Source organism: Ramlibacter pallidus (assembly GCF_015070875.1).
Lineage (GTDB): Bacteria > Pseudomonadota > Gammaproteobacteria > Burkholderiales > Burkholderiaceae_C > Ramlibacter > Ramlibacter pallidus.
Map to the genome: position 1 here is coordinate 65,755 of NZ_JADDIV010000003.1, position 18,449 is coordinate 84,203.

Sequence of the window (18,449 nt, forward strand, 5' to 3'; positions counted from 1 at the left end):
CCTCGCACCGCATGCAGGACGACGGCGGCGGCCCCATCGGCGTCCTGCCGCCCATCCAGGCGCTGCAGACGCGCAGCGGCCGCCTCAGCTTCACGGTGTCCGGCACCGGCACGCCCTCCATCGTGCTGTTCAGCGGCGCGGGCGTGAGCCTGCAGGGCTGGCAATCGCTCTATCCGGTCATCGAGCAGCTCGGCACCGTGTTCGCCTGGAACCGCTTCGGCATGCAGGGCAGCGATGCGCCGGGCGATCGGCAGTCCGGCACGGTGGTGATCGCTTCGCTGCGCGAGCTGCTCGGCTACGCCGGGGTGGAACCGCCGTACGTGCTGGTGGCGCATTCGCTCGGCGGCCTGTTCGCCAACCTGTTCGCGCGCCTGCACCCGGGCGAGGTTGCCGGCGTGCTGCTGCTGGAAGCGACGCACCCGGACGACCCGGAGGCCCTGCAGAAGAACGCCGAGCACATGGTGAAGGCGCTCGGCAAGCTGCTGGAGTTGCCGGAGCTGTTCTTCCGCGCCAACGTGGAAAGCGAACTGGCCGCGGCGGAAGAGATCGCGCGCGAGATCGCGGCGGCCGGCCCTTTCCCGCCGGTGCCGCTGCGCGTCGTGACGGGCGGCCTCACGCCGCGGGCGGCACAGGTGTCGCCCGCCGTGGCAGGCGCCAAGCGTGCACACCAGGACGAGCTCGCGCGCCTGTCCCCCTTGGGAGAACAGGTCATCGCGCAGCAGAGCGGGCACTTCCCGCAGATGTCGGAGCCCGCGCTCGTGTTGCAGGTGTTGCGGGACTTGCTGGAGCAGGCGCGGGCGCCGGCCTGATTCATTCCGGCGCGCGCAGCCACTTCTCCAGCCGCACGCCGTCGAGCAAGCCGCTGTACATCTCGGGCGCCAGTGCGCGCTCGTGGTAGCCGTGCTCGTTGTAGAAGCTGCGCGCGGCCGCGTTGTCGCGGCGCGCCTCGACCCGGATGCGTTTCGCGCCGGCCGCGCGCGCAACGTCCTCCAGCCACGCCAGCACCGCGCTGCCCAGTCCGCGCCGGCGATGCGCCGCCTGCACCGCGAAGAGCAGCAGGTGCGCGTCGTCTTCCAGGTACGACATGATCCCGAAGGCCGCGATCGCTTCCGGCGGGCCGACGACCACCACGTTCGTGTCCGGGCTGGCGATGGCGCGCGCCACGCGGGGCGCCTGCCAGGTCCAGGGCAGTCCGTGTTCGATGGCGTCGCGGGAGAGCGCGGCGATCCCCGGCGCGTCCCCGGGCGTCGCCAGGCGGATCGCGGCGCCGGCGATCATCGCAGCAGCGTGATCTGGCGGCGGTCCATTGCGATGCGCCCTTCCGCCTGCAGTTCCTTGAACACGCGGCTGACCATGTCGCGCGAGGCGCCGACGCGGCTGGCGATCTCGGTCTGCGACAGGCGCTCGCCGACGATGCGCACGCCGCCGCGTTCCACGGCCAGGCCCTCCAGCAGCGTGTGCACGCGCTCGCGCACGCCCTGCAGCGCCAGCCCCTTGATCTTGGAGGTGGCGATGCGGTTGCGGCGGATCAGCGTGGTGATCAGGCGCATGGCGAAGTCCGGGTCGCCGGCGATGGCCTGCCGCAGCGCGTCGCGCGAGACCACCGCGCAGGTCACGCGGTCCAGCGTCATCACCGACGCCGAGCGCGGACCGCCATCCAGCGCCATGTCGCCGATGCATTCGCCCGGGCCGCAGATGTTCAGGACGATCTCCGCGCCGTCCGCGTCGGAGGCGAACACCTTGACGCGGCCCGCCAGCAGGACGAAGGCGCTGTCCGCCGCATCGCCTTCGTTGATGAAGACGGTGTTCGCGGGCATGCGGTGCAGCCAGCCGAGGCTGGCCAGCAGGCGCATGCCGGGGTCCTTGACGAGGGCGAGGTCGGCGTCGGTCATGGGAAGTCCTGCGGGGAGGAGTCTATGCCCAGTCGCGACGGTTTCGCTGGCGTGCCGCGGGGTGGCTGCGGTATCGTTGCGGAAAGGGAGCAGGGGAGGCGTCGCGGGGACGGCCGGCCCGCGCCCGCAACCAACCGAACGGACTCCGACCCCATGCGCTGCGCCCGGTGCGACCAGGACAACCCCGAGGGCGCGCGCTTTTGCAACCAGTGCGGGGCACCTTTGGCCGCCGCGCCGGGCCCGGAGCTGCGGCGCCTGACGGTCCTGTTCTGCGACCTGGTCGGCTCGGTGCAGCTGGCCAACCGCCTCGACCCGGAGGAATGGCACGCCCTGCTGGCCGCGTACCAGGAGGCTGCCGGGCAGGCCATCCGGCGCCACCAGGGCCACGTCGCCCAGCACCTCGGCGACGGGCTCGTCGCCTATTTCGGTTATCCCGTCGCCCACGAGGACGACGCGCTGCGCGCGGTGCGTGCGGCCCTGGACCTGGTGCGCGAGGCCGGCACGGTCGCCGTACCGCACTCGGGCGAACGCCTCTCGGTGCGCGTGGGCGTGCACACCGGCGCCGCCGTGATGGGCCCGGTGGGCAGCGGCGGCGACGTGCTGGCCCTGGGCGACACGCCGCACATCGCCGCGCGGCTGCAGGCCGTCGCGCCGCCCGGGGCGGTTGCGCTGAGCCCGGCCGCGCGCACGCTCGTCGAGCACCGGGTGCGCTGGGCGGACCTGGGCGAACACGCGCTCAAGGGCCTGCCCGGCGCGATGCGGGTCCACCAGGCGGTGGCGCTGCGCACCGAGGGCGAGGAGGGCGCCGAGCCCGGCCGCTCGCCCTTCGTCGGCAGGGCGCGCGAACTCGGGCAGCTCGTCGACGCCTGGGACGCGTCGCAGGCGGGCGGTGCTGGCGTTCTGCTGTTGGGCGAGCCGGGCATCGGCAAGTCGCGGCTGGCGCGCGAACTGCGCGCGCAAGTGCGCGCCGACGGCGGTGATTCCTTCACCATGCGCTGCTCGCCGCACACCGCGAATACGCCCTTCGCGCCGCTCGCGCAATTCCTGCGGCAGGCCATGGCGCAGGCCGGCGCGCCCGACGGCAGTGCCGACGCCCTGTCCGGCGTCCTGGCCGCCGTCGGCGTGCGGGACGAGCGCGTGGTCGCGCCCTTGCGCGCGCTGCTCGGCCTCGGCCGTCCCGGCGACGCGGAGGCTGCGCTCAGCGCACAGGCGCTGCGCGAGCGCACCTTCGCCGCGGCGACGGCCGTCCTCGCCACGATGTCGGCGCGCCGCCGGACGCTTTCCATCGTGGAGGACCTGCACTGGGCCGATCCCAGCACGCTGGAGTGGCTGGGGCGCGTGCTCGGGGCCGGCGCGCCGCCCGGGCTCATGCTGCTGCTGCTGGCGCGCACCGAGTTCACGCCGCCCTGGCGCGAAGATCCGCGCTGGCAGCGCCTGCTGCTGGAACCGTGCGATGCGCGCGACGCGGCGGCGATCGTGACCGCGCTCGACGACGGCCACCTGCTCGGCGCCGAGGCGATCGCCCGGATCGTCGAGCGGGCCGAAGGCAATCCGCTGTTCGCCGAGGAGTTCACGCGGGCCGCCCTGGAAGACCGCACGGACGTCATCCCGCTCACGCTGCAGGAACAGACGACCGCGCGGCTGGACCGGCTGGGGCCGGCGCGCCAGGTGCTGCAGCACGCGGCCGTGATCGGGCGCCAGTTCTCGCGCCCGCAGCTGTGCGCCGCCAGCGGCCTGGCGCCGGAGCTGGTCGAGGAAGGATTGCGGCGCGGCGTGGCGGCGCGCATGCTCCGCCCGCTGGGCGACGACGGCGACAGCTTCGCCTTCCGCCACGCGCTGCTGCGGGACGCCGCTTACGGTTCGCTGCTGCGCAGCAGCCGGCAGGCCGGGCACGCCCGGGTGGCGCAGGCCCTGGTCGCCGCCGACCCGGACATCGCGCGGCGCCAGCCGGAGCTGCTGGCCCACCACTACACCGAAGCCGGCGACGGCCCGAACGCGGTGACGCAATGGCTCGCGGCCGGGCGGCTGGCGTTGTCCCGCTCCGCCTGCGTGGAAGCCGCCGCGCATGCGCGCACGGCGCTGCGCATGATCGGCGACGCCGGCAGCGATCCGGCCGCCCTCGCGCTCGAGCTGGAGCTTCGCCTCGTGCTGGCGCCCGCGCTGATGGCCGTGCGCGGCGTGCTGGACCCGGAGGTGGAGCGCACGTACGCCCGGGCCCGGCACCTGTGCGAGCGCCTGGGCAACGGGCCCAAGCTGCTGGTACCGCTCTGGGGGCTGTGGGCGTATGAACTGATGCGCGGCGAGATCCCGAATGCGCTGGAGGCCGCCGCGCAGCTGCGGGCCCTGGCGCAGGCCGGCTCCCCGCCGGTGGCCACCCTGGTGGCCGCCGCGACGACGGGCATGACCCTGTTCTACCAGGGTGACCTGCGCGGCGCGCGCGAGGCCTGCGCCGCCGGCCTCGGACCGGCAGCGCCGTCGCCGTCGGCCGCCCGCAGCGCGCGCGGCCTGCACGATCCCGGTGTCATGTGCCGCGCCTTCCACTCGCTCGCCTGCTGGCTGCTGGGCGACGCGGAGGCGGCCGCCGCGGGCACCGCGCTGCTGCGCGAGAGCATCCCGCGGCTGCCCCCCTTCGATGCCGCCTACGCCTGGTGTTCCGAAGCCGTGCTGCACACGCTGGCCGGCGATGCGCAGGCGGCCGCCGAGGCGTCGGCGCGCGCCATCGCCATCGGCCGCGAGCAGGCCTTCCCGGCCTGGCAGATGATGGGCACCATGATGCAGGGCTGGAGCCGCGCGAAGCAGGGCGAGGCGGCGCGGGCGCTGCCGACGATGCAGCGGGCGCTGGAGGCCTGGTACGCCAGCGGCGCGCGCAACCTGCGCCCCTTCTTCCACGCGCTGCTGGCGGATGCGTGGCTGGCGCAGGGCGACGCGCAGCAGGCGCTGCGCAGTGCCGACGACGGCCTGGCGGAGGCTTCGTCGGGCGAGCATTGCTGGGACCCGGAGCTGCACCGGCTGCGGGCGGAGGCATGGGCGGCGCTGGGCGAGCATGCGCCGGCGCTGGAGGCGGCGAGCCGCGCGGTCGAGGCGGCAGAACGAATGGAGGCGAGGGCATGGACGGAACGCGCGGCATCGAGCCGGGAGCGGATCTTGCGGGAGCAGTCCGCCAGGGGGTGAGCGACGAGGCGGCGCGCATGCGCTTCATCGTCGCCGCCATGGCGCTGGTGGCGGGAAGCAACACGGTCGGCGCGCTCACGCACGCGGGGCCGCGCTTCGCGCTGTACAGCACGCTGTTCACCTTCGCGGTGATGGTGGGCTGGACGGCCTGGCGGCGCGACCCGGTGCTGGCGCGCTGGCTGCTGCTCGGGTTCGTGGCGGGCTGGCTGGAGATCGCCACCGACGCCTGGCTGGTCGCGCAGACGCGCACGCTCGTCTACCCCACCGGCGAGCCGATGGTCTGGGATTCGCCGCTGTACATGCCGTTCGCCTGGACCCTCGTGCTGGCGCAGCTGGGCGTGGTCGGCGGCTGGCTGGCGCAGCGCATGTCGCTGGCGAAGGCCACGCTGGCCTGCGCGCTGCTGGGCGGCAGCATGATCCCGCTGTACGAGCATCTCGCGGACCACGCCGGCTACTGGTACTACGTCGACACGCCGATGGTGTGGAACGCGCCGCTCTACATCATCCTGTCGGAGTTCCTGCTGTCGCTGCCGCTCGTGTGGATGCACGGCGTGGCGCTCGCGCGCCCCTGGCGCTTCAGTGCGCTGCTGGGACTGGTCGCGGGACTCTGGATGATCCCGTCCGTGATGCTGGCCTGGTGGCTCGTCGGCCCGTGCCGCGCGGGCTGGACCTTCTTCGGCTGCACGTGAGAGGGAGCACCGCGATGCGTGAATGGACTGCGGAACTGCTGGACGAGATGCGCCACACCGGCGACCCCCTGGCGGATGCGACGCTGCAGCGGGCGGTGTGGGGCCACGACGTGCCGAAGATCAACGCGATCTTCCGCTCCTTCGCCGCCGACGACGCCGGCATCCCGCCGGATGCGCCGCCGGAGTTCCTGGAATTCGTGCAGGCCACGCGCCGGCTGCCTGCCGGCGTCGACGTCGCGCGGGCGGCGCGCGGCGGCCAGGTGATGCTGGAACACGCGACGCTGTGCGCGCTGGCGCTGCTGCTGAAAAGCCTGCCGAGCGGCTATGCGGCGCCGCGGCTGTCGTCGGTGCTGCACATGTCCGGCAACCTGGAGAAGCGGCCGTACCGCCGCGCGCTGGGCGTGCTGCAGATGCTGGTGAACATCTCGCAGCCGGGCGCGTTCGCGGACGGGGGCGGCGCGATCGTCACGGGGCAGAAGCTGCGGCTGCTGCACGCCGGCGTGCGCCACGTGGTGCGCGGCCGCCTGCCGGACTTCGCGCCGCGCTTCGGCACGCCCATCAGCCAGCTGGACATGGCCTTCACGATCATGACGTTCTCGGTGATGGTGGTCGACGGCCTGGCGGCGCTGGGCGTCCGGTGGAGCGAGGCGGAGGCCGCGGACTACTTCTACCTGTGGCAGGTGTACGGCGTGCTCCAGGGCATCCGCCCCGAGTGGATGCCGGCGACCCTAGAGGAGGGCCGCGCCTTCTGCGAAGCCTATGCGCGCGAGTTCAGCCCGGCGGAGGCCAACCCGGACGGCGTGGCGCTTACCCGCGCGGACCTCGACATGATGACCGGCCTGATCCCCTGGCCCATGCGCCTGCTGGGGCTGGGCCCGGCGCCGACGGTGTACCTGCTGCGGATGCTGGGCGAGGAGGCCGCGGCCCGCGTCGGCGTGCGCCGCACCGCGCGCCACGTGTGGTGCGAGTGGCTGGCGCTGCGGCTGCCGGTGGCCTGGCAGCGCCTGTGGCAGAACCTCACGCCCGAGAAGGAGGCGCACGACCGCATCTCGCGGCTGTTCTTCCGCACGCTGATCGTCGGCGCCTGGGGCGAGGAGGTGCGCTTCAGCGTGCCGGAAGACCTGGAGGACATGCGCAAGCTGGCCTGAAGGCCCGCGCCTTCAGCCGACCCAGAGCTCGTCCCAGGGCAGCGTGATCGTGCCCGGCTGGTGCGTGGAGTTCAGGCGGGCGCCGTGCAGGGTGACGGTCTGCATCACCGGGTCGGACGTGATCTGCCAGATGTGGCGCGCGCCGTCGCAGTCCCAGCGGCTGACCGGGCGGCCGGTCGCGTCGCACGCGATGATGCCCGTGGCCAGCCGGTTGCCGCGGAAGCTGAAGGGCCAGTAGGTATGGGCGCCGAAACGCAGCACCGGGCAGGCCGGGCTGTCTTCCTGGGCGTCCGGGCCGGAGCGGGCGGCATAGGCCAGTTCCGGCGGCAGCGGCGGCATCTGCTCGCGGGTGCGGCGCGACACGATCGGCTGCAGCGGCACCAGCTCGTCCCAGCCCATGGTGATGGCACCGGGCTCGCGCGTGGCGTGGCGGCGCTGTCCGTGGAAGGTGACGCTGCGCGACACCTCGTCGACGGTGATGTCCCAGAGGTTGCGGGCACCTTCGCGGACCCAGCGCTGGCGCTGGACGCCGTTGGCGTTGTAGGCGACGATGGCCATGGCCTCGCGGCCGTCGCGCAGGTTGAAGGCGTGGTAGGTGCAGCCGGCGAAGCGCAGCACCGGCGTGCGGGGCGCCGGGCCCATCGCGTCGGGACCGGAGGTGGTGCCGCACTCGATGTCGGCGGGCAGCGCCGGCAGCTGGTTGCGCGGGACGCTCGCGATCACGGGAGCGCGCAGGCTGAAGGCGGCGGGGGTGGGCAGGACGATCATGGCTTCTCCTCAATCTTTCCGGCCATGGGGTGGGAGCCGGTAGGAGGACTGTGCCGCCGGGGGCGGTTCCGCCGTTAGCGACCCTTCGGGTCGCCGAATGCAGAAAATTCTGCAAATCGGGGCGCCAACGGAAAAGCGGCGCCGGGGCGCCGCTTTTCGTTCCGGCCGCTGCGGGCCGCGTCAGGTCACCGCGTCCTGGAACTTCCGCAGGATCTGCCCGCCGCCGAAGCTGATCTGCTCGGGCGGCGTGCCGCCCGCCGTGATGCGGATGGCGCAGTACTTCAGCTCGGGGATCTTCGCCACCGGGTCGAGCGAGTCGTTGGTCACGCGGTTGATCGCCGCCTCGTAGTAGCAGAAGGGCACGAAGACCGCGCCGCGCGGCGAGCTCTCGTCGGCCCGCCCGTACAGGCTGACCTTGCCGCGGCGCGACTCGATGGTGAGCAGCTCGCCGGGTTTCACGCCCAGCTCCGCCAGGTCCAGCGGGTGCACCAGGGCCACCGGATCGGGCTCGATCGCGTCGAGCACGGTGGCGCGCCGCGTCATGCTGCCGGTGTGCCAGTGTTCCAGCTGGCGGCCGGTGATCAGCACCATCGGGAATTCCGCATCGGGCCGCTCCGCCGCCGGGATGATGTCCGCGGGGACGAAACGCGCCCGGCCGCTGTCGCGCGGGAAGTCCTCGACGAACACCACCGACTGTCCGGGGTCGCCCTCCTCGGTGCAGGGGTAGGTCACGGCGTGCTCGCGCTCCAGGCGGTCCCACGTGATGCCCGCGATGCTGGGCATGGTCTTGCGCATCTCGTCGAAGGCTTCCGAGACGTGCTTGTAGTTCCAGTCCAGGCCCATGCGCCTGGCGATCTCCTGGATGATCCAGAGGTCCTGCTTCGCATCGCCGGGCGGGTTGACGGCCTGGCGCCCCATCTGCACCAGCCGGTCGGTGTTGGTGAAGGTCCCGGTCTTCTCGGGGAAGGCACTGGCGGGCAGCACGACGTCCGCGAGGCAGGCCGTCTCGGTGAGGAAGATGTCCTGCACCACCAGGTGGTCCAGCTGCGCGAGCATCTCGCGGGCATGGTTGGCGTCGGGGTCGGACATCGCGGGGTTCTCGCCCATGATGTACATGCCCTTGACCTTGCCGTCGCCGATGGCATGCATCACCTCGACCACCGTCAGGCCGGGCTGGGCGTCCAGCGTGCCGGGCTGCAGCTTCCAGGCCTTCTCGAAGCGCGCGCGCACGGCGGGTTCGACGACCTTCTGGTAGTCCGGCAGCATCATCGGGATCAGGCCGGCGTCGGACGCGCCCTGCACGTTGTTCTGCCCGCGCAGCGGATGCAGGCCGGTGCCGGGGCGGCCGATCTGGCCGGTCAGCAGCGACAGCGCGATCAGGCAGCGCGCGTTGTCGGTGCCGTGCACGTGCTGCGACACGCCCATGCCCCACAGGATCATCGAGCCCTTCGACGTGGCGTACAAGCGCGCGACTTCGCGCAGCGTTTCGGCCGCGATGCCGCACACCGGCGCCATCTCGTCGGGGCTGTACCCCACCAGGTTCTTCTTCAGCTCCTCGAAGCCCATGGTGCGCGACTCGATGAAGGCGCGGTCGGCCAGGCCTTCATGGACGATGACGTGCATCATCGCGTTGAGCATCGCGACGTCGGTGTCGGGCTTGAACTGCAGGTGGCGGTGGGCCAGCCGCGTCAGGTCCGACTGGCGCGGGTCCATGACGATGAGCTTGGCGCCGTTCTTCGCCGCGTTCTTCATCCACGTCGCCGCCACCGGGTGGTTGACCGTGGGGTTGGCGCCGATGATGACGATCACCTCCGCCTTCGTCACGTCCATCACGGGGTTCGACACCGCGCCGGAGCCGATGCCTTCCAGCAGCGCCGCCACCGACGAGGCGTGGCACAGGCGGGTGCAGTGGTCGACGTTGTTGCTGCCGAAGCCGGTGCGCACCAGCTTCTGGAACAGGTAGGCCTCTTCGTTGCTGCCCTTGGCCGAGCCGAAGCCGACCAGCGACTTGGGGCCGGAGGTGTCGCGGATGTCCTTCAGCTTGCCGGCGGCCAGCGCCAGCGCTTCTTCCCAGGTGGCCTCACGGAACACCTCCATCATGCGGTCGGGGTCCAGCGTGGCGTGCGGCACCTTGGGCGCGTCGGCGCGGCGGATCAGCGGCTTGGTCAGGCGCTGGGGGTGGTGGGCATAGTCGAAGCCGTAGCGGCCCTTCACGCACAGGCGGCCGTGGTTCGCCGGGCCGTCACGGCCTTCGACGAACAGGATCTTGTCGTCCTTGACGTTGTACGTCAGCTGGCAGCCGACGCCGCAGTAGGGGCAGACCGAGGCGACCTGCTTGTCCGGGACGGGCAGGGCGGCACCGCGCGCGGGCATCAGCGCGCCGGTGGGGCAGGCCTGCACGCATTCGCCGCAGGCCACGCACGTGGAGACGCCCATCGGGTCGTCCATGTCGAACACGATCTTGGCGTGCTCGCCGCGGAAGGCCAGGCCGATCACGTCGTTCACCTGTTCGTCGCGGCAGGCGCGCAGGCAGCGCGTGCACTGGATGCAGGCGTCGAGGTTGACGGCAATCGCGGGGTGCGACAGGTCGGGCCCCATGTTGCCCCGCGACGGGAAGCGCGGCTTGCCGACGTTGAGCTTGGCCGACCACTGGTCCACCTCGTTGTGGCGCGTGTAGTCGGCCTCGGGCATGTCCGACTGCAGCAGCTCCAGCACCATCTTCTGCGAGGCGACGGCGCGCGCGCTGTCGCTGGTGACCTCCATGCCGGGGGTCGCGGTGCGGCAGCAGCTGGGCGCCAGCACGCGCTCGCCCTTGATCTCCACCATGCACGCGCGGCAGTTGCCGGCGGTGTCCAGGCCCGGCTTGTAGCAAAGTCGCGGGATCTCCACGCCCTCGCGGTCGGCCACCTGGATCAGGGTCTCGTCGGCGCGAGCCTCGACCTCGCGGCCGTTCAGCTTGAAGCGGACGGTGGGGGCATCGAGCTGCGCCAGTTCGGCGCGGGTGACGGCGTTCATCGTTCTTCCTTAGGCCAGCTCGTGCGGGAAATATTTCACCACGCAGTCCACCGGGTTCGGCGCCGCCTGGCCCAGGCCGCAAATGGAGGCGTCGCGCATCACCTGCGAGAGCTCGGCCAGCAGCGGCAGGTCCCACTTGGGCTGGTTGATCAGCGCCAGCGCCTTGGCGGTGCCGGCGCGGCAGGGCGTGCACTGGCCGCAGGACTCGTCGCGGAAGAAGCGCATCAGGTTGCGGGCCGCGCCGACGGCGCTGTCCTGGTCCGAGAGCACCACGACCGCCGCGGAGCCGATGAAGCAGCCGTAGGGCTGCAGCGTGTCGAAGTCCAGCGGGATCTCGTTCATGCTGGCCGGCAGGATGCCGCCCGAGGCGCCTCCGGGCAGGTAGCCGTAGAACTCGTGGCCGTCGGCCATGCCGCCGCAGTACTCGTCGATCAGTTCCTGGATCGTGACGCCGGCCGGCGCCAGCTTCACGCCCGGATTGCGCACGCGGCCCGAGACCGAGAAGGAACGCAGGCCCTTGCGGCCGTTCGCGCCCTTGCTGGCGAACCACTCCGGCCCGCGTTCCAGCAACTCGCGCACCCAGTACAGCGTCTCGAAGTTGTGCTCCAGCGTCGGCCGGCCGAACAGGCCGACCTGCGCCACGTAGGGCGGGCGCAGCCGCGGCATGCCGCGCTTGCCTTCGATGGATTCGATCATCGCGGACTCTTCGCCGCAGATGTAGGCGCCGGCCCCGCGCCGCAGCTCGATGCGCGGCAGCCCCTTCGAGGGAGGGTCGGCCGCCAGGCGTGCCAGCTCCTGCTGCAGCAGTTCGCGGCAGCCGTGGTACTCGTCGCGCAGGTAGATGTAGATCGCGTCGATGCCGACGGCCCAGGCGGCGATCAGCATGCCTTCCAGGAAGCGGTGCGGATCGCGCTCCAGGTAGACGCGGTCCTTGAAGGTGCCGGGCTCGCCCTCGTCGATGTTCACCGCCATCAGGCGCGGCGCCGGTTCGTTGCGCACGATGCGCCACTTGCGGCCGGTCGGGAAGCCCGCGCCACCGAGGCCGCGCAGGCCGGAGTTCTCCATCGTGCCGATGACGGCCTCGACGTCGCGCGCGCCCGACAGGCACTGTTCCAGCATCTTGTAGCCGCCCGCCGCCCGGTACTGCGACAGGCCCATGTAGCCTTCCGGCTCGTGGCGCGTGGCGCCCTCCTTGACGCACTCCACCACCTTCTGGGTCGTGGCGCAGGGCACGGGCTTCTGGCCGACGACCGCCGCCGGCGCCTGTTCGCAGCGGCCGATGCAGGGCGCCGCGATCACGCGCACTTCGCGCCCGAGCAGGCCGGGGAGCTTCTGCAGCAGCTGCTGCGCTCCCGCCAGCTCGCAGGCGATGCCGTCGCAGACGCGGACGGTGAGCGCCTGCGGCGCGTCCTCGCCTTCCTTGACGATGTCGAAGTGGTGATAGAAGGACGCCACCTCGTACACCTCGGACTGGGCCAGCCGCATCTCCTGCGCCAGGGCGCTGAGGTGGGCCGCCGAGAGGTGGCCGAAGTGGTCCTGCAGCTTGTGCAGGTGTTCGATCAGCAGGTCCGGCTGGCGCGATGCGTCGCCGAGCAGCTGGCGGACTTCCGCCAGCGCCTGCTCGCCGGGTCTGCGGCCCTTGGGTCCCTGGCGCTTGAGTTGCCTCAGTGGCTGGGCGGCCGCGATGGGGATGATGCGGTTCTGCACACTTCTCGCTTACAGCAGGCCGGCGGCGCGGGCCCACTTGTACTTCGCGCCGAGCACTTCCACCGGGAGTTCGGTGGAGTACGCGTACGCCGGGATGCCATTCTCGTACAGGTACTGGGCGGCTTCCTCCACCTCGACGTCGCCGGCCAGCGACGCCACCACGGGCTTGGTCTTGCCCTTCTCCTTCATCTCGTTGACCACCTGCACCATGTTCTTCGCGAAGACCATCGGCGGCGTCACGATCGTGTGCCAGTAGCCCAGGATCAGCGCGTGGATGCGGTCGTCCTCCAGGCCGAGGCGCACCGTGTTCACGTACGTGATGGGCGGCTCGCCGCCGGTGATGTCCACCGGATTGCCGGCCGCGCCGAACGGCGGGATGAACTTGCGGAAGGCGGCGTCCAGGTCGTCCGGCATGGGCTTGAACAGCGCCAGGCCGTTGTCGACGCAGGCATCGGACAGCAGGACGCCCGAGCCGCCGGCGCCGGTGATGATCACCACGTTCTCGCCCTTGGGCGTGGGCAGGATCGGCACGCCGCGCGAGAGCTCCAGCATCTGGCGCAGGCTGTTGGCGCGGATCACGCCGGACTGGCGCAGCACGTCGTCGTAGATCTTGTCGGTGCCGGCGACCGCGCCGGTGTGCGACGCGGCCGCCGCGGCACCCATCGCGGTGCGGCCGGCCTTCAGCACGATGACGGGCTTCTTCTTGGAGACGCGCTTGGCGACCTCGGCGAAGGCGCGGCCGTCCTTCAGGTCCTCGCAGTGCTGCGCGATGACCTTGGTGTTGTCGTCCTGTTCGAAGAACAGCAGCAGGTCGTCCTCGTCGATGTCGGACTTGTTGCCGAGGCCCACGATCGCCGACACGCCCATCTTGGTGGAGCGCGAGAAGCCGATGATGGCCATGCCGATGCCGCCGGACTGCGAGGACAGGGCGGTGGAGCCCTTGACGTCGTAGGCCGTGCAGAAGGTGGCGCACAGGTTCGCGGGCGTGTAGTAGAAGCCGTAGATGTTCGGCCCCATCAGCCGGATGTTGTACTCGCGGCCGATCTTCTGCAGTTCCTCCTGGCCCTCGATGTTGCCCGTCTCGCCGAAGCCGGAAGGGATCAGCACCGCACCGGCGATCTTCTTCTCGCCGCACTCCTTCAGCGCGCCGGCCACCAGCTTGGCGGGAATCGCGAACACCGCCGTGTCGACCTCGCCGGGGATGTCCTTCACGCTCTTGAAGGCCTTGATGCCCATGATCTCGGCTTCCTTCGGGTGGATCGGGTAGATCTGGCCCTTGTAGCCGCCGTTGATCAGGTTCTTCATCACCGAGTTGCCGATCTTGCCGGCCTCGTTGGAAGCGCCGATCACCGCCACCGCCTTGGGCTGCATGATCCGCTTCATCGAGGTGACGACCGCCTTCTCGTCGGGACGGTAGCGCGCGGGCTTCTGGTTGAAGTTCAGCACCACGCGCACGTCGGCGGCGATGGCGCCGTCTTCCGAGGCGAACACCGGGTTCAGGTCCATCTCCGAGATCTCGGGGAAGTCCGACACCAGCTGCGAGACGCGCACGATGGTGTCCTGCAGAGCCTCGCGGCTCACGGGCTTGGCGCCGCGCACGCCCTTGAGCACCTCGGCGGCCTGGATGCCGTCCAGCATCGAGGCCGCGTCTTCGCGCGTCGCCGGAGCCAGGCGGAAGGTGACGTCCTTGAGCACTTCCACCAGCACGCCGCCCATGCCGAAGGCAACCAGCTTGCCGAAGCTGTCGTCCGTCATGGCGCCGATGATCGTTTCCTGCCCGCCCTTGATCATCTGCTGCACCTGCACGCCGACGATCTTGGCGTCCGCCTTGTACTTCTTCGCATTGGCGATGATGGTCTCGTACGCGGTGACGGCGTCGTCGGCGTTCTTCACGCCGACGATCACGCCGCCGGCCTCGGTCTTGTGCAGGATGTCCGGCGAGACGATCTTCATCACCACCGGGAAGCCCATGGAGGAGGCGAGGGTGCCCGCCTCCTTGGCACTGGAGACCACGCCTTCCTTCGGCACGTTGATGCCATAAGCGTCGCACACCAGCTTGCCCTCGGGCGCCGTGAGCGAGTCGCGACCCTCATTCTTGACCGCGTCGAGGATCTGACGGACCTTGGACTTGTCGCCTTGGAAGTTGGCCATGGGTGGCTCCTTGAAAATGTCGGGGAAGCTATGCCGGGGAAAGCGCGGTCAGATGACCTTGGCCGCGCGGAGTTCTTCGATCTGGTCCTTGCCGTAGCCGAGCTGCGCCAGGACCTCCTCGGTGTGCTCGCCGAGCAGGGGCGAGCGCTTCACCTCGGTTTCGCTGTCGGACATCTTGATCGGGTTGCCGACGGTGAGGTATTTGCCCCGCGTCGGGTGGTCGACCTCCACCACGGTGCCGGTGGCACGCAGGGCGGGTTCCTCGGCGATCTCCTTCATGGAGAGGATCGGGCCGCAGGGGATGTCGTACTTGTTCAGGATCTCCATCGCCTCGAACTTGGTCTTGGTCTTGGTCCACTCCTCGATGCGGGAGAAGATCGTCTTCAGGTGCGGCAGCCGCGCCTTGGGCGTGGCGTAGCTCGGGTCGGTGATCCAGCTTTCCTCGCCGATCACCTTGCAGATGGCACCCCACACCGGTGCCTGCGTGATGAAGTAGATGTAGGCATTGGGGTCGTGCTGCCAGCCCTTGCACTTCAGGATCCAGCCCGGCTGGCCGCCGCCCGAGGCGTTGCCGGCGCGCGGCACCGCATCGCCGAACTCCTTGTCGGGGTACTGCGGGTACTCCTCCATCACGCCGCGGCGCGCCAGGCGCTGCTGGTCGCGCAGCTTCACGCGGCACAGGTTCAGAACGGCGTCCTGCATGGCGGCCAGCACCTTCTGGCCGCGGCCGGTCTTCTCGCGCTGGAAGAGGGCGGTGACGATGCCCAGGGCCAGGTGCAGGCCGGTGCCGGAGTCGCCGATCTGCGCGCCCGTCACGAGCGGCGGGCCGTCGTCGAAGCCGGTGGTGGAGGCGGCGCCGCCCGCGCACTGGGCGACGTTCTCGTAGACCTTGCAGTCCTCGTACGGGCCCGGGCCGAAGCCCTTGACCGACGCCATGATCATGCGCGGGTTGATCTGCTGGATGCGCTCCCACGAGAAGCCCATGCGGTCGAGCGCGCCCGGCGCGAAGTTCTCCACCAGCACGTCGCACTGCTTGATCAGCTCGATCAGCACTTCCTTGCCCTTGGGGTTCTTGGTGTCCAGGGTGATGGAGCGCTTGTTGTGGTTCAGCATCGTGAAGTAGAGGCTGTCGACCCCGTCGATGTCGCGCAGCTGCCCGCGCGTGGCATCGCCTTCACCCGCCTTCTCCACCTTGATCACGTCCGCGCCGAACCATGCCAGCAGTTGCGTGCAGGTGGGGCCCGATTGCACGTGCGTGAAATCGAGGATCTTGACGCCGTCGAGTGCTTTACCCATTGCTGTTCTTCCTGTCAAAGTTTCGAAACTCTTGCCGTCGTCCCCGCGGAGGCGGGGACCCAGGGCTCCCAAGGCGGACGCCCTGGATTCCCGCCTGCGCGGGAATGACGGGGTGCATCCTTGCGTGCCCTTATTTCTTCTTCGCCGCCGCCGGATTGAGCGACGTGATGCGGCCCGATTCCGTGCCGGCGCTCTCGTCGATCATGGCGTTGATCAGCGTGGGCTTGCGCGAGGCGACGGCCTCGTCCAGCGCCTTCTTCAGTTCCTCGGGGTTCTTCGCCGTGACGCCGACGCCGCCGAAGGCTTCCATCATCAGGTCGTAGCGCGCGTTCTTCACGAACTGCGTCGGGGCCATCGCGTCGCCGCGCGGGTTGACGTCCGTGCCCTTGTAGATGCCGTTGTTGTTCATCACCACGATGCACACCGGCAGGTTGTAGCGGCAGATCGTTTCCACCTCCATGCCGCTGAAGCCGAAGGCGCTGTCGCCTTCCACGGCGATCACCTGCTCGCCGGTGACGACCGCGGCCGCGACGGCGAAGCCCATGCCGATGCCCATGATCCCCCAGGTGCCGACGTCCAGGCGGCGGCGCGGCTCGTACATGTCGACGATGGAGCGGGTGAAGTCGAGCGCGTTGGCGCCTTCGTTCACCAGGTAGGCCTTCGGGTTCTCCTTCACCGTGTTGCGGATGACGTTGAGCGCGCTGTGGAAGTTCATCACCGGCGGGTTCTTCGCCAGCGTCTCGGCCATCTTGGTGAGGTTCTTGTCCTTGCGCTCGGCGATCGCGCCCGTCCAGTCGGACGGCGGCTTGCTCCAGCCGGCGCCCATCGCCTGGTTGAAGGCGGAGATGCACGAGCCGATGTCGCCGATCACCGGCGCGGCGATCGCGACGTTGCTGTCGGCTTCGGTCGGCGAGATGTCCACCTGGATGAACTGCTGCTTGCCGGCGCTCTTGGACCCTTCGGCGCCCCAGGTCTTGCCCTTGCCGTGCGACAGCAGCCAGTTCAGCCGCGCGCCCACCAGCATCACGACGTCGGCTTCCGCCAGCACGTACGAGCGGGCGGCGGAGGCGGACTGGTTGTGGTTGTCCGGCAGCAGGCCCTTGGCCATCGACATCGGCAGGTAGGGGATGCCGCTCTTCTCGATGAAGTTCCTGATCTCGGCGTCCGCCTGCGCGTAGGCGGCGCCCTTGCCCAGGATCACCAGCGGCTTCTTCGCCGACTTCAGCAGGTCGACCGCGCGCTGGACCGCATCGGGGGCGGGGATCTGCTTGGGTGCCGGATCGACCACCTTGATCAGCGAGCGCTTGCCGGCTTCCTTGTCCATGCCCTGGGCGAACAGCTTGGCCGGCAGATCGAGGTACACGCCGCCCGGACGGCCGGAGACCGCGGCGCGGATCGCACGCGCGATGCCGACGCCGATGTCCTCGGCGTGCAGCACGCGGAAGGCGGCCTTGCACAGCGGCTTGGCGATGGCGAGCTGGTCCATCTCCTCGTAGTCACCCTGCTGCAGGTCGACGATCTCGCGCTCGCTGGAGCCCGACACCAGGATCATCGGGAAGCAGTTGGTCGTCGCGTTCGCGAGCGCCGTCAGGCCGTTGAGGAAACCCGGCGCGGACACCGTGAAGCAGATGCCGGGCTTGCCGGTGATGAAGCCGGCGGCGGCCGCGGCGTTGCCGGCGTGCTGCTCGTGGCGGAAGGAGATGACCTTCATGCCCTCGGCTTGCGAGATGCGCAGGAAGTCGGTGATCGGGATCCCGGGCAGGGCGAAGATCGTGTCGATGTCGTTCAGCTTGAGCGCATCGATGACGAGGTGGAAGCCGTCGGTCTGCTCGCTGGCCTGCGTGTCGGTGGTCATAGGAAAAGTCCAGGTTTGGGTGTGCGGGCTATGATAGGAATCGCCCCTCCGTTTCCCTCTTGACTGCGGTCAATTTTCGGGAATTTGCAGGGTGCTTCTGCGGGTATCCCCTCGACGCCATCCATGTCATCGATCGAACAGCATCCCGAGCGAAACGTGATCCGCGTGCAGCTGGCGCACAACCTCGTGCTCAAGGGCATGACGGCGGCGCAGATGGCGGAGCTCGAACCGCACCTGGTGGTGGTCGAATGCCAGAAGGGCGAGGCGCTCCTGAACCAGGGCGTGCACGAGATGGAGCAGTACTTCATCCTCGACGGCATCCTCAAGCGCGTGGTGAGCAACCAGGAGGCCAAGGAGATGATCCTGCGCTTCGCCGACGAGGGGCAGATGGAGACCAGCTACGCGGCATGGCGGCTCGGCACCCCCGCGCCGTACAGCATCGTGTGCGTCACCCGCGCCCGCGTGGCCAAGCTGCCGCTGCGCGAATGGGTCGCCTTCATCGAACGCCATCCCGGGCTGAAGCAGACCTTCGAGTACGAGGTCATGCACCACATGACGGAGGTGATGGGGCACACCATCACCCTGCACCTGCTGGACGCGCCGGGCCGCGTGAAGCGCTTCCTGCGCAAGCACCCGGAACTCGCGGAGCGCATCCCGAAGAAGGAGCTCGCCTCGTACCTCAACCTTTCGGCGGAGACGCTCTCGCGCCTGAAGCAGCGCGGGAAGATTTGATCCTGGGTCCCCGCCTGCGCGAGGA

General features: G+C 70.2%; 13 protein-coding genes. 5 read left to right on the forward strand and 8 right to left on the reverse strand.

Annotated elements, in window-relative coordinates; all coding sequences use genetic code 11:
• The first annotated feature begins 11 nt into the window (after positions 1-11).
• Positions 12-809 carry an alpha/beta fold hydrolase gene (locus IM787_RS09450; RefSeq protein WP_193676427.1) on the forward strand — a complete coding sequence of 266 codons (798 nt, stop codon included), beginning with the start codon at positions 12-14 and terminating at the stop codon, positions 807-809.
• A gap of 1 nt (position 810) precedes the next feature.
• On the opposite strand, the gene IM787_RS09455 is transcribed toward IM787_RS09450, so the two are convergent.
• Together IM787_RS09455 and IM787_RS09460 are read right to left on the reverse strand one after the other, a co-directional pair.
• Positions 811-1,278: a GNAT family N-acetyltransferase gene (locus tag IM787_RS09455; RefSeq protein ID WP_193676428.1), complete on the reverse strand. Its 468-nt coding sequence runs from the start codon at positions 1,276-1,278 to the stop codon at positions 811-813.
• Positions 1,275-1,892, reverse strand: a complete 618-nt coding sequence (locus IM787_RS09460) for a Crp/Fnr family transcriptional regulator (RefSeq protein WP_193676429.1) — start codon at positions 1,890-1,892, stop codon at positions 1,275-1,277. The genes IM787_RS09455 and IM787_RS09460 overlap by 4 nt, the downstream gene beginning before the upstream one ends.
• Before the next feature lie 153 nt (positions 1,893-2,045).
• Between IM787_RS09460 and IM787_RS21705 the strand changes: the two genes are divergently transcribed.
• The 3 genes from IM787_RS21705 to IM787_RS09475 are packed head-to-tail and all read left to right on the forward strand — an operon-like array spanning position 2,046 to position 6,900.
• Positions 2,046-5,063, forward strand: coding sequence for an adenylate/guanylate cyclase domain-containing protein (locus IM787_RS21705; protein WP_193676430.1), 3,018 nt, complete (start codon positions 2,046-2,048; stop codon positions 5,061-5,063).
• On the forward strand, positions 5,000-5,752 hold the full coding sequence (locus tag IM787_RS09470; RefSeq protein ID WP_193676431.1) for a DUF6989 domain-containing protein: 753 nt from the start codon (positions 5,000-5,002) through the stop codon (positions 5,750-5,752). The genes IM787_RS21705 and IM787_RS09470 overlap by 64 nt, the downstream gene beginning before the upstream one ends.
• Positions 5,753-5,766: 14 nt before the next feature.
• Positions 5,767-6,900, forward strand: a complete 1,134-nt coding sequence (locus IM787_RS09475) for an oxygenase MpaB family protein (protein WP_193676432.1) — start codon at positions 5,767-5,769, stop codon at positions 6,898-6,900.
• 12 nt (positions 6,901-6,912) lie between these two features.
• Here the strand turns inward: IM787_RS09475 and IM787_RS09480 are convergent, their stop codons facing one another.
• From IM787_RS09480 to oxc, 6 genes are all read right to left on the reverse strand, one after another.
• Positions 6,913-7,668, reverse strand: coding sequence for a hypothetical protein (locus IM787_RS09480; protein WP_193676433.1), 756 nt, complete (start codon positions 7,666-7,668; stop codon positions 6,913-6,915).
• 180 nt (positions 7,669-7,848) lie between these two features.
• The gene (fdhF, locus tag IM787_RS09485) at positions 7,849-10,683 is read right to left on the reverse strand and encodes a formate dehydrogenase subunit alpha (RefSeq protein ID WP_193676434.1); all 2,835 of its coding nucleotides are present in this window, start codon (positions 10,681-10,683) and stop codon (positions 7,849-7,851) included.
• Positions 10,684-10,692: 9 nt separating this feature from the next.
• Positions 10,693-12,390, reverse strand: a complete 1,698-nt coding sequence (locus IM787_RS09490) for an NAD(P)H-dependent oxidoreductase subunit E (RefSeq protein WP_193676435.1) — start codon at positions 12,388-12,390, stop codon at positions 10,693-10,695.
• Between the two features lie 9 nt (positions 12,391-12,399).
• A complete protein-coding gene (locus tag IM787_RS09495; protein ID WP_193676436.1) occupies positions 12,400-14,541 on the reverse strand; it encodes an acetate--CoA ligase family protein in 2,142 nt (713 codons plus the stop codon).
• Between the two features lie 48 nt (positions 14,542-14,589).
• Positions 14,590-15,837: a formyl-CoA transferase gene (gene frc, locus IM787_RS09500; RefSeq protein WP_193676437.1), complete on the reverse strand. Its 1,248-nt coding sequence runs from the start codon at positions 15,835-15,837 to the stop codon at positions 14,590-14,592.
• Between the two features lie 130 nt (positions 15,838-15,967).
• Positions 15,968-17,692 carry an oxalyl-CoA decarboxylase gene (gene oxc, locus IM787_RS09505; RefSeq protein ID WP_193676438.1) on the reverse strand — a complete coding sequence of 575 codons (1,725 nt, stop codon included), beginning with the start codon at positions 17,690-17,692 and terminating at the stop codon, positions 15,968-15,970.
• Between the two features lie 123 nt (positions 17,693-17,815).
• Between oxc and IM787_RS09510 the strand changes: the two genes are divergently transcribed.
• Entirely contained in the window at positions 17,816-18,424 is a 609-nt protein-coding gene (locus tag IM787_RS09510; protein WP_193676439.1) for a Crp/Fnr family transcriptional regulator, read from the forward strand.
• Positions 18,425-18,449: the final 25 nt, after the last annotated feature.